An 11,174-nucleotide genomic window follows, 5' to 3' on the forward strand; every position below is an offset into this window, starting at 1 on the left:
GGGGACGTACGTGCCGACGATGATCGTCGGCTGTCTCCCAGCTTCGGGCAAGCCCGCGCCGCGGACGGGGTGGACGCGCCAGAGCCGCCGGACGGGCGGGGGGGGGAGCCGTACGCGCCGCGAGGGGGACCGTACGCGCCGCGAGGGGGCCGGAAGGGCGTGCGGGCGGGGGCCGGCGGGGGCCGAGGGCCGTGCGGCCACCGTCCCGGCACGGTACGGCGCGCCGCCCGTCACCCCGTTCACTCCACCGCGCCCCCACGGCAGCACGCAGGCCGAAGGGCGCCCCGTACGATGGATCGTATGACTGCTGCTACGCCCAGCCCGTCGCCCGCCAGCGCTCCGGACGGAGCCGCCACGCCGCGCGAGGACCGCCGCCGGGTCCTGCTCGCCGCGCCCCGTGGTTATTGCGCGGGCGTGGACCGTGCCGTGATCGCCGTCGAGAAAGCCCTGGAACAGTACGGCGCGCCCGTCTACGTGCGCCACGAGATCGTCCACAACAAGTACGTCGTCAAGACCCTGGAGAAGAAGGGCGCGATCTTCGTCGACGAGACGGCGGAGGTGCCCGAGGGCAACATCGTCATCTTCTCCGCGCACGGCGTCGCCCCGGTCGTCCACGAGGAGGCCAAGCGCGGCAAGCTGGCCACCATCGACGCGACCTGCCCGCTGGTCACCAAGGTCCACAAGGAGGCCGTCCGGTACGCCAAGGAGGACTTCGACATCCTCCTGATCGGCCATGAGGGCCACGAAGAGGTCATCGGCACCAGCGGCGAGGCCCCCGAGCACATCACCCTGGTCGACGGCCCGGAGGACGTGGCCAACGTCGACGTCCGCGACCCGGACAAGGTCGTCTGGCTCTCCCAGACCACCCTGTCCGTGGACGAGACGATGGAGACCGTCGACGCCCTCAAGGGCCGCTTCCCCAACCTCCTGTCCCCGCCCAGCGACGACATCTGCTACGCCACGCAGAACCGCCAGACCGCCGTCAAGCAGATGGGCGCCCAGGCCGACCTCGTCATCGTCGTCGGCTCGAAGAACTCCTCGAACTCGGTCCGCCTGGTCGAGGTCGCCCTCGGCGCGGGCGCCGGCGCGGCATACCTGGTCGACGGCGCGGAGGAGATCGACGAGAGCTGGCTGGAGGGCGTGACCACCGTCGGCCTCACCTCCGGCGCCTCCGTTCCCGAGATCCTGGTGCACGGCGTACTGGACTGGCTCGCCGAGCGCGGTTACGAGGACGTGGAGACGGTCAAGGCCGCCGAGGAGTCCATCACCTTCTCGCTGCCCAAGGAGCTCCGCCGCGACCTGCGCGACGAGGCGAGGACCGCCGCCGAGGGGTGAACCCACCGGTTCGTGCCTAGCCTCTAGGCATGAAGGTCTTCGGTGTGGACATCGGTGGTTCGGGCATCAAGGGCGCTCCGGTGGATCTGGAGCGCGGTGACCTGGCGGACGAGCGGTTCAAGGTACTGACCCCGCAGCCGGCCACCCCGGATGCGGTCGCGGACTGCGTCAGACAGGTCGTGGACCATTTCGGCTGGTCGGGGCCGGTCGGCGCGACGTTCCCCGGCGTGGTGACCGACGGCGTCACCCGTACGGCGGCCAATGTCGACAAAGCGTGGGTCGACCGGAACGCCGCCGCGCTGCTGGCCGGCCGCCTCGGCGACGACACCGGCGGCTGCCCGGTCACGGTGCTGAACGACGCGGACGCGGCGGGCCTGGCCGAGATGCGGTTCGGCGCGGGCCGGGGGCGCCGGGGCACGGTCATCGTGCTCACCTTCGGAACCGGCATCGGCAGCGCCGTCTTCGCCGACGGCCGGCTGGTCCCCAACACCGAGCTGGGCCACCTGGAGCTGCACGGCCACGACGCGGAGAAGCGGGCGTCCACCAAGGTCAAGGACGACGAGGACCTGAGCTGGCAGCAGTGGGCGCACCGCGTGCAGAAGTACCTCGCCCACGTGGAGATGCTCTTCTCGCCCCGGCTGTTCGTGATCGGCGGCGGCGTCAGCCGCAAGGCGGCCAAGTTCCTGCCGCTGATCGAGGGCATCCGGGCCGAGATCGTGCCCGCGCGGCTGCAGAACAACGCGGGCATCGTGGGCGCCGCGATGGCGGCCCACGCCGCGGGCCGGGACGGTGCGGCGGCCCCGGCCGGCGCGGGCGCGTCGGCGGGCCCATTCTCCGTCCCCGACTCCGACGGCACCAACGCCCCGGACGGCGCCGACGGCCCAAGCGGCCCCTCCGGCCCCAGCGGCACTACGTCGCAGGTCGGCTGGCCGGCCGATCCCTGACCTGACCCGCCCGCGGCGAGGGGCTGCGGGGGTGATGTGCCCCCTGGCCCAGCCCGGGCCGCTGCCCGGGGCCCGGCCCCGGATCCGGCCGCCCGCGCTGCCGACGCCCGGGCGGCGCGGCGGGCGCCTGCCCCGCAGCGCCGTTCGCGTCCCTGCCCTTCCCCGGCGCCCGGCCCTGCGCACGCGCCGCCTGCCGCCGCGCCTGCCGCTCGGCCTGCCGCCGGGCGAGCGCCGCCGCCTTGCGTACGACGACGATCAGTGCGCAGACCAGCGTGCCCGCGTACAGCCAGCCGGCCTGCGTCGCCAGCACCGTGAAGACGCCCATCAGCAGCCCGCCGAACCCGCCCGTGTTGTGGCTGATCGGCACGGTGCCGACGGTGTACGCGATGGGCAGCGCGACCGGGGCCGTGATCAGGTCGTACGGCCGTACCCACAGCCCGGCGCAGACGCTCACCAGGACGAAGAAGACCCCGTACGCCGTCGGCGCACCGCCGAAGAGCAGCTGGTCGAAGAAGGCGAAGAGGAAGAGGGCGAGGGTGCCGAGCAGTCCGCAGCCCAGGCCGGTGAGCCGGGGCGAGGGCAGCCGCGCGGCCGCCCTCGCCAGCGGCGCCAGCGGGCCGCGGCGGCGGGCCCGGACCCGGTAGACGGTCGAACTCTCGCCGCCGGATCCCGTCGCGCCCGGACCGCGCGGGGCACCCGGGGCCCGCGGGGCGCCCGGGGTGCCTGCCGCGTCCAGGGCGCCCCGGGCGTCCGGAGCGTTCGGCGGCACGGCCTCCGCGGGGCGGGGGAGCCGTGCGTCCTGGCCCGCTGCCGGACGGCCGGTCCGGGGCGGACTGTGCTGGGGGCTGCGCGCTCTGTGTTGCTCCACTCGGCAACGGTAGGCCGCTAAGTGGGATTAATCGGTTACAGGACACGCGTTTCGACTGACCTGACCGGACCATTCGGCGTACAAATCACCCGTCGGCCGTCACACAGCGTACGCACGCCGAGCCCCGCCCCGCCCACCCGGACCGGCTCGTCCCTCCCCGCCCGGCCCCTTCCCCGGCCCCGTAGACTGGACGACCGGTCCGCACGGACCGTCCGGCGCCTACGGCAGCCCCGGCCCCGCAGCGGGCCGTACGTACGCCGCCCAGTCCACTCTCACAGTCCACTCTCCGGGAAGTCGCCACCGTGTCGCTCACGATCGGAATCGTCGGTCTGCCGAATGTCGGCAAGTCGACCATGTTCAACGCCCTGACCAAGAACGACGTGCTGGCGGCCAACTACCCGTTCGCCACCATCGAGCCCAACGTCGGCGTCGTCGGCGTCCCCGACCCGCGCCTGGCCAAGCTGGCCGAGATCTTCGACTCGCAGAAGATCCTCCCGGCCACCGTCGACTTCGTCGACATCGCCGGCATCGTCCGCGGCGCCTCCGAGGGCGAGGGCCTGGGCAACAAGTTCCTCGCGAACATCCGCGAGTCCGACGCGATCTGCCAGGTCATCCGCGCCTTCAAGGACGAGAACGTCGTCCACGTCGACGGCAAGGTCTCGCCCAAGGACGACATCGAGACCATCAACACCGAGCTGATCCTCGCCGACCTCCAGACCATCGAGAAGGTGCTGCCGCGCCTGCAGAAGGAGTCGCGGATCAAGAAGGACGTGGCCCCGAAGGTCAAGGCGGTCGAGGAGGCCAAGGCCATCCTGGAGGAGGGCCGCACCCTCTTCTCCGCCGGCATCGTCCAGGGCGCCGAGAACTCCGAGCTCCTGCACGACCTCCACCTCCTCACCACCAAGCCCTTCCTCTACGTCTTCAACGTCGACGAGGACGAGCTCACCGACGAGGACTTCAAGAACGAGCAGCGCGCGCTCGTCGCCCCCGCCGAGGCCATCTTCCTCAACGCCAAGCTGGAAGCCGACCTCGCCGAACTCGACGAGTCCGAAGCCCTCGAACTCCTCCAGTCCGTAGGCCAGGAAGAACCCGGCCTGGCCACCCTCGCCCACGTCGGCTTCAACACCCTCGGCCTGCAGACCTACCTCACCGCCGGCCCCAAGGAAACCCGCGCCTGGACCATCAAGAAGGGCGCCACGGCCCCCGAAGCAGCGGGCGTCATCCACACGGACTTCCAAAAGGGCTTCATCAAGGCGGAGGTCATCTCCTTCGAAGACCTCGTCGAGACGGGCTCCGTAGCCGATGCCCGCGCTGCCGGAAAGGCGCGTATGGAGGGCAAGGATTATGTGATGCAGGACGGGGATGTGGTGGAGTTCCGCTTCAACGTCTGAGCGGGTGCGTCAGCGTCTCCCGCGGCTGTAAAGGGCCGGTCCCTTCGGGGCCGGCCCTTTGGCGTGCTCTTCAGCCGTGGCGCCGGGCCGGGACGAGTGCGTCCAGGTCGAGGCTGATCGGGAAGGGCACGGGGCGCCGGAGGGAGCCTCGGAAGATGCCGGCGGGCGCGTAGGCGCGGGTGGGCCGGTCGAGCTCGTAGGCGTGGACGACGGGCGAACCTTCTTCGTCCTCGATGCACCAGTAGTGCGGAATGCCCGCCTCGGCGTACTTACGGAGCTTGATGGTGCGGGCTCGGTGGGCGGACTCGGGGGACACGACCTCGACGACGAGACGTACTTCGTCCGGGGCGAACCAGGTGCGGTCGTTGTCGAAAGCGGCCGTGGTCACCAGCAGATCCGGTTCGGGTCGATTGCGTTGATCGAGCTTGATGGTCATCTCGCGACCGACGTGTGTGCCGTCGGGTGCTTGGTCCATGAGGGCGACCGTGAGCATGGTGACGAGGTGGCCATGCCACCACCTCTGCGGCGACATCATGAAAACGAGCGCTCCGTCGATGAGCTCGGTGTGGCGTGGTGCCTCGGGCAGGCGGTCCAGATCCTCCGCGAACCAGCCTTCCGCGCGCGGCGGGCGCATCCAGTCGGGCAGTGCGGTCACGGCTCAACCGTAGCGGCTGGGCAAGGGGCGGGCCAGGAAACGGGTGCTTCGTGCATCGGTGGTAGCGGGAAGCGGCCGGAGTGAGGCCCTTGGACCGCATCAACCTAATGGGCGGTTTCGAATGCGGAAATCACCGGAGGCGGTTATTGCCGGGGTGGTGGATGATGCGATTCGACTGCAAGGTGGTTGTGAGACCGGCGCACAACGGCTTGCGTTCCGGCTTGCGTACGCCCTGTTCAGGAGGAAATGCCGGGGGTACATTCTGCGAGTATGAGGGGGATTCGTGCGTACTGGGGCTATGTAGCCGCCGGTGTCCTGGTCGCTGCCTGGGGGAACGGTGGGTCCGGGCTGCTCATTATCGTTCTGTCTTTGGCCGTCAGTGCCTTTGCTTTGTTTCAGCTTCCGACCTGGTGCGGTGCTGTGAATCGTGACGGGAAGACGTACTGCCGGAGAAATGCTTCGGGCATTCTCATGGGGTGCGGGTACCGTCAGCACAGGTGGCAGAAAATGAAGCTGGTCGTTTTGCGCAGCAAGGCCGGTGATCTCACGCAAGCGATCTTTCCCGGTGCGAAGGAGAAGTTCGCCGGGGTGATCGCTGTCGGCGGGTTGGTTTCCGCGGTCGCTGCCGTTGTCGTGCCCCAGATCACTGGGCGGAGCTGAGGCCGGCCGGGACGGAACGGTCCGGTTCGCCGAGTGGGGTAAGTCCATTATGGGCCGGGGCCGAGTAAGAAATCTACGTTCTGGCGGATGATCTTGGGGGATTCTTCGCGGTCTAGCTTGGGGGCATGACTGCTGCGTATGACGTTCAGGGCACGTGGGTCGTCGCGCCGGATGGTGTGGAGATCGCGGTGCGGGATCACGGTGGGGACGGGCCGGCCCTGTTGCTTCTGCATGGGGCCGGGCGGACGTTGGTGGATTGGGAGCTTGTGGCGCCGCTGCTGGTGGCTGAGGGGCATCGGGTGGTGGCGATGGACTTGCGGGGGCATGGGAAGTCCGGGGGTGGGGACGGGCCTTGGACGTTCGCGGGGGTGGTCGCGGATGTGGCGGCCGTGTTGGAGAGGTTGGGGATTACGGATGCTGTGCTGGTGGGGCATTCGTTGGGTGGGATGGTCGCGGCTTGTTGTTTGGAGAAGCTGGACGGGACGGCCGGCGCTGTGAATCTGGATGGGCATGGGATGGGGCGGCCCGAGCAATACGTGGGGTTGGACAGGGGGTACGTGGTGCAGCGGCTGGGGGAGGTGCGGGCGTTTGCCGATGCGGCGATGGGACGGCCGTTGGGTGAGGGTGGGTTGGAGGGGGCCCTGGCCTACAACGCGGCCATGGCGGAGAAGCTGGGGATTTCGGGGGAGTTGCTGGAGGCGGGGCTGCGGCGTGGGATTGGGGAGAGCGCGGACGGGGAGGTTTATCTGCGGCCTGAGCGGGTGGCGGGGTTGGGTATGCAGGCGGCCATGGCGGAGATTGATCTGTTCGGGCTCTATCGGCGGGTGCGGAAGCCGCTGTTGATCGCGCGGGCGCTGCGGCCGAATCCGTCCACGCCCGGTATGCCGTGGGTGGATGAATTGATGGCGGCGTATGTGAAGGGGTTGCACGTGGAGCTGGACGAGTTGGCGCGTACCGAGACATGGGTCGAGGTGGCGGGGGTGGACGCCACGCATGCGATGTTGCTGGAGCGGCCGGAGGAAGTCGCTGAATTGGTGGCGGGGTTCGTGGAGCGTGTGGGGGAGCGGAAGCGCCGGCCTCAGCGGGGATAGAGCTGGAAGAGGGTGGCGGGGGTGCCCTGGTACTGGGCGCCTGCTGTGCGGAGCATGGGTTCCAGGAAGCTGCGGGCGTAGGCGGCCGGGTCCTGGCCGGTGCCTTCCAGGCCGGTGATGTAGGCGCGGTGTTCGGCGAGGGAGGCGATGGCTCGGTCGATACCGGGGCCGACTTCTTTCGCGTGGGTGGGGTACGGGGAGCCGGCCACCGCCACCCACCGGACGCCGTCCCACGGGTCCAGCCCCAGCTCGGTGATCAGGTCGGGGAAGATCCAGCGGTTGCCCGCGTCGCCCGCCGCGTCCAGGGCGGCGCGGCCCACCACCCGGTGGTCGGGGGTGTTCCAGGCCGCCCCGCCCCAGGTGTCGTGGTGGTTGAGGGTGATCAGGAGTTCCGGGCGGTGCCGGCGGATGGCGGCCGACAGGTCGCGGCGCAGGGGCAGCCCGGCCTCGATGACACCGTCGTGGTGCCGGTCCAGGAACTCCACCGTCCGTACGCCCACCACGGCGGCGCTCGCCCGCTGCTCCGCCTCGCGGATCGTGGCGCACTCCTGGGGGCCGAGCCCGTCGATGCCCGCCTCGCCGCGCGTGACCAGGAGGTACGTGATCTCGCGCCCGGCTGCGGTCCACTCGGCCACGGCGGCGGCCGCGCCGTATTCGAGGTCGTCGGGGTGGGCGACGACGGCCAGGGCGCGCTGCCAGTCCTCCGGCATGGGGGAGAGGGGCGGAGCGGGGGCGCTGGTGGGGGTGTCGGGCACGGTGGGCTCCTTCCCGCAGGACTCGGGCGCCGGGCGCGTGCGGCGTGTCGTACCGACTTTCGCACGAAAACCACCGCCGTGCCGGACGGTCGGGGCGCCTGCCTCCGAAAGTCACGGCCGCGCCGACGGCTGCGGACGCCTGCATCCCGGCGGGCAACTTCCATGATCGGCACGCCGGTTGAGCTGGGCTTCATCACATCGAGTGAATTACTGGCCCAGGCTTGCGGTCAACAACGCGCGGTTGCCACGCTGTTGCTGACTGTCAAGCTGTTGGGAGGGGCATGTGCCTTTCGGTGAGCAGCCCGCGTACCTCCGCGTCGCCGGCGACCTGCGCCAGAAGATCGTCGAAGGTGTGCTGCCCCCGCACACCCGCCTCCCCTCCCAGGCCCGTATCCGTGAGGAGTACGGCGTCTCCGACACGGTCGCCCTGGAGGCCCGCAAGGTTTTGATGGCCGAGGGCCTGGTCGAGGGCCGCTCCGGGTCCGGGACGTATGTGCGCGAACAGCCCGTCCCGCGCCGTATCGCCCGTGCCGGCTTCCGTACCGGGGTCGGTGCCACGCCCTTCCGGCAGGAGCAGGCCGACGAGCGGGTGAAGGGCACCTGGGAGTCCAGCAGCGAGCGGGAGGAGGCCGGGCCGGCCGTCGCGTCCCGGCTGCGCATCCAGGTGGGCGACCGGGTGATGCGCACGCGCTACCTGTTCCGTGCGGAGGGGGAGCCGGCCATGCTCTCGACCTCCTGGGAGCCACTGGACATCACCGGACGCACCCCGGTGATGCTGCCCGAGGAGGGCCCGCTGGCCGGGCGCGGCGTGGTCGAGCGGATGGCGGCCATCGACGTGATCGTGGACAACGTCGTCGAGGAGGTCGGAGCGCGTCCGGGGCTGGCCGAGGAGGCTATGACGCTGGGCGGGGTGCCGGGCCACGCGGTGCTGGTCATCTCGCGTACGTACTTCGCGGGCGGCCGTCCCGTGGAGACCGCCGACGTCGTCACACTCGCCGACCGCCATCGGGTGGCCTATCACCTGCCGGTGCATTAGGCGCTAGGCGCTTGCCGGAGCCTGGGCGTCAGGGTGTCAAGGCCGGCTCCTGTCGGAGCGTGAGGTGCTTGGGGGCGGCCTGTGGTCCCGTGCGGGTGCGGCCACCTCCCGTACGGGCACGGGCGCCTTCGGACGGGCATGGACACCTCTCCCCTTCCGTATGGCCACTCGCCGTTCCGTACGGCCACCGCCATTCCCTACATGCCGGTGCACCGGCCGACGACCGGTCGCCCGTCACCCCGCACTTGGCCAACCCCGGCCCGCCAACCCGCCACTCCCCTCCACAGCATTCAGCCCCCCTTCCCCGCCAAACAACGACCGAAACCCGTCCCTCCCCGGCAATTTCAGTGCCGCAAAACCCAAGATCACACGTTGTGTACTGGCGCGTAACCCGCCAGTAGCCACCCGCTAAAAGATGATATGTCCGGATTTGCCCGGTCAATTGGTGTGTTGGAAACCTCACACACCTTCAGCCAGACCCGAGTTTTGACCTCGCTTGGGAATCTGATCTTCCAATTCGCTCTTACGATGGCGAAGTTTGTGCACGGCACGGGGGAAGATCAGGAGACCAAGCACGTTGAGCACGACGCAGACCCAGAGCGCGGAGCAGGGCTCCCACTCGAATTACCGACGGTCCCTCGGGACCATTGCCCTGACCGCCACGGGTCTTGGGTCGATCATCGGTTCCGGCTGGCTCTTCGGGGCCGAGCGGGCCGCCGCCATCGCCGGTCCCGCCGCCATCCTCGCCTGGGTCATCGGCGCGGTCGTCGCGCTCACGATCGCCCTGACCTACACCGAGCTGGGCTCGATGTTCCCCAAGGCGGGCGGCATGGTCCGCTACGGCCAGTACTCGCACGGCTCGCTCGCCGGCTATCTCGCCGCCTGGGCCAACTGGATCGCGATCGTCTCCGTCATACCCGGGGAGGCGACCGCCTCCGTCCAGTACATGAGCTCCTGGAACTTCGGGTGGACCAAGGCGCTCTACGACGGCAAGGAGCTGACCGGCAGCGGCGTCGCCCTGGCCAGCGTCCTGCTGATCTTCTACTTCTTCCTGAACTGGTTCGCGATCTCGCTCTTCGCGAAGACCAACACCGCGATCACGGTCTTCAAGGTCGTCGTCCCGATCCTGACCGCGAGCGCGCTGATGCTGGCGCACTTCGACACCGGCAACATCAAGGACCACGGCGGCTTCACGCCCAACGGCTGGAGCGCGGTGTTCTCCGCCGTCGCCCTGTCCGGCATCGTCTGGGCCTACAACGGCTTCCAGTCGCCGCTGAACATGGCCGGTGAGGCCCGTAACCCGGGCAAGTCGCTGCCCAAGGCGGTCGTCTACTCGATCCTGATCGCGCTCGTCATCTACGTCGCGCTCCAGGTCGCCTTCCTGATGGCCGTCCCCGGCAAGGACCTGTCCGCGAACGGCTGGGCCCACCTCGGCTACAACTCGCCGCTCGCCGACCTCGCCGTCGCCTGGGGCCTGAACTGGCTGGCGCTGTTGCTGTACGCGGACGCCTTCGTCTCCCCGTCCGGTACGGGCATGATCTACGCGGCCACCACCTCGCGCATGATCCACGGCGTGCAGGAGAACGGGCATCTGCCGAAGATCTTCGGCCGGGTGGACAAGAAGACCGGTGTGCCGCGTCCGGCGCTGATCCTCAACCTGTTCATCGCCTTCCTGTTCCTCGCGGTCTTCCGCGGCTGGGGCTCGCTCGCCGAGATCGTCTCGGTGGCCACCGTGATCTCGTACATCACCGGGCCGGTCGCGGTGATGTCGCTGCGCCGGCTCGCGCCCGACCTCAAGCGGCCGGTGAAGCTGCGCGCGATGCCGTTCATCGCGCCCGTCGCGATGGTCTTCGGCTCGCTCGTCCTGTACTGGGGGCGCTGGCCGCTCACCGGCAAGGTCATCCTGATCATGGCGGTCGGTCTGCCGGTCTGGGCCTGGTACGAGCTGCGCAAGCCGTGGGCCGAGCTGAAGCCGCACCTGAAGGCGGGCGCCTGGATGGTGGCGTACCTGCTGGTGATGGCGTGTGTGTCGTACATGGGCGGCACGGAGTTCGGCGGCAAGGGCTACCTGCCGCCGGGCTGGGACATCGTCGTGGTCGCGGTGATCGGCCTCGTCTTCTACTTCTGGGGCGTCCGTAGCTCCTGGCGCAACCCGACGCTGGTCCAGGCCGAGGCGGAGCTGGGGACGGTCGGGGAGCAGGAGCCGGGTACGGCCGGTACGGGTGCCAAGGCCGACGCCAAGGCGGGAACCGCCTGACAGGACTGCGCGAAGGGCCGCTCGCAGGGCTCTTCGCGGGGCGCCCGGTGTGACCGCCGGGCCGCCCGCACGAAGCCGGAGTCGAGGGGGGGCGGCGGGGGGGGGGGGGCCCCCCCCCCCCCCGCGGGGGACGGGGGCGGGGGGCCGCCCCCCGCCCCCGCCCCCCCACCCCCCCCCCCCCC

10 protein-coding genes are annotated in these 11,174 nt (G+C 70.1%); 7 read left to right on the forward strand and 3 right to left on the reverse strand.

Annotation, left to right across the window (positions count from 1 at the left end):
• Window positions 1-291 precede the first annotated feature (291 nt).
• Window positions 292-1,335: a 4-hydroxy-3-methylbut-2-enyl diphosphate reductase gene (locus ACH4FX_RS19455; RefSeq protein WP_398480480.1), complete on the forward strand. Its 1,044-nt coding sequence runs from the start codon at window positions 292-294 to the stop codon at window positions 1,333-1,335.
• Window positions 1,336-1,364: 29 nt separating this feature from the next.
• Window positions 1,365-2,279: a polyphosphate--glucose phosphotransferase gene (gene ppgK / locus ACH4FX_RS19460; RefSeq protein ID WP_398480482.1), complete on the forward strand. Its 915-nt coding sequence runs from the start codon at window positions 1,365-1,367 to the stop codon at window positions 2,277-2,279.
• On the opposite strand, the gene ACH4FX_RS19465 is transcribed toward ppgK, so the two are convergent.
• Complete coding sequence (locus ACH4FX_RS19465) at window positions 2,245-3,147, reverse strand: DUF6542 domain-containing protein (protein ID WP_398480484.1); 903 nt, start codon at window positions 3,145-3,147, stop codon at window positions 2,245-2,247. The genes ppgK and ACH4FX_RS19465 overlap by 35 nt on opposite strands.
• A 302-nt stretch (window positions 3,148-3,449) precedes the next feature.
• On the opposite strand from ACH4FX_RS19465, the gene ychF reads away from it, so the two are divergent.
• Window positions 3,450-4,538: a redox-regulated ATPase YchF gene (gene ychF / locus ACH4FX_RS19470; protein ID WP_398480486.1), complete on the forward strand. Its 1,089-nt coding sequence runs from the start codon at window positions 3,450-3,452 to the stop codon at window positions 4,536-4,538.
• 70 nt (window positions 4,539-4,608) lie between these two features.
• Here the strand turns inward: ychF and ACH4FX_RS19475 are convergent, their stop codons facing one another.
• Window positions 4,609-5,193: a Uma2 family endonuclease gene (locus ACH4FX_RS19475; RefSeq protein ID WP_398480488.1), complete on the reverse strand. Its 585-nt coding sequence runs from the start codon at window positions 5,191-5,193 to the stop codon at window positions 4,609-4,611.
• A 507-nt stretch (window positions 5,194-5,700) separates the two neighbouring features.
• Between ACH4FX_RS19475 and ACH4FX_RS19480 the strand changes: the two genes are divergently transcribed.
• Together ACH4FX_RS19480 and ACH4FX_RS19485 are read left to right on the forward strand one after the other, a co-directional pair.
• Complete coding sequence (locus ACH4FX_RS19480; protein WP_398480490.1) at window positions 5,701-5,853, forward strand: hypothetical protein; 153 nt, start codon at window positions 5,701-5,703, stop codon at window positions 5,851-5,853.
• 125 nt (window positions 5,854-5,978) lie between these two features.
• Window positions 5,979-6,944 carry an alpha/beta fold hydrolase gene (locus ACH4FX_RS19485; protein ID WP_398480492.1) on the forward strand — a complete coding sequence of 322 codons (966 nt, stop codon included), beginning with the start codon at window positions 5,979-5,981 and terminating at the stop codon, window positions 6,942-6,944.
• Here the strand turns inward: ACH4FX_RS19485 and ACH4FX_RS19490 are convergent.
• A complete protein-coding gene (locus ACH4FX_RS19490) occupies window positions 6,932-7,654 on the reverse strand; it encodes a PIG-L deacetylase family protein (protein WP_398480522.1) in 723 nt (240 codons plus the stop codon). The two genes, ACH4FX_RS19485 and ACH4FX_RS19490, sit on opposite strands and share 13 nt — an antisense overlap.
• Before the next feature lie 328 nt (window positions 7,655-7,982).
• Here ACH4FX_RS19490 and ACH4FX_RS19495 point away from each other — a divergent pair, with 328 nt between their 5' ends.
• Entirely contained in the window at window positions 7,983-8,735 is a 753-nt protein-coding gene (locus ACH4FX_RS19495) for a GntR family transcriptional regulator (RefSeq protein WP_398480494.1), read from the forward strand.
• 577 nt (window positions 8,736-9,312) lie between these two features.
• Window positions 9,313-10,992 carry an APC family permease gene (locus ACH4FX_RS19500; RefSeq protein ID WP_398480496.1) on the forward strand — a complete coding sequence of 560 codons (1,680 nt, stop codon included), beginning with the start codon at window positions 9,313-9,315 and terminating at the stop codon, window positions 10,990-10,992.
• Window positions 10,993-11,174: the final 182 nt, after the last annotated feature.

The sequence above is a fragment of the Streptomyces sp. NPDC018019 genome, from assembly GCF_044327805.1.
Lineage (GTDB): Bacteria > Actinomycetota > Actinomycetes > Streptomycetales > Streptomycetaceae > Streptomyces.

Excerpts from the sequence above, each read along its gene's own strand:
- ACH4FX_RS19455 (WP_398480480.1), top strand. The coding sequence starts at position 292 with ATGGATCGTATGACTGCTGCTACGCCCAGCCCGTCGCCCGCCAGCGCT.
- ppgK (WP_398480482.1), top strand. The coding sequence starts at position 1,365 with ATGAAGGTCTTCGGTGTGGACATCGGTGGTTCGGGCATCAAGGGCGCT.
- ACH4FX_RS19480 (WP_398480490.1), top strand. The coding sequence starts at position 5,701 with ATGAAGCTGGTCGTTTTGCGCAGCAAGGCCGGTGATCTCACGCAAGCG.
- ACH4FX_RS19485 (WP_398480492.1), top strand. The coding sequence starts at position 5,979 with ATGACTGCTGCGTATGACGTTCAGGGCACGTGGGTCGTCGCGCCGGAT.
- ACH4FX_RS19490 (WP_398480522.1), bottom strand. The coding sequence starts at position 7,654 with ATGCCGGAGGACTGGCAGCGCGCCCTGGCCGTCGTCGCCCACCCCGAC.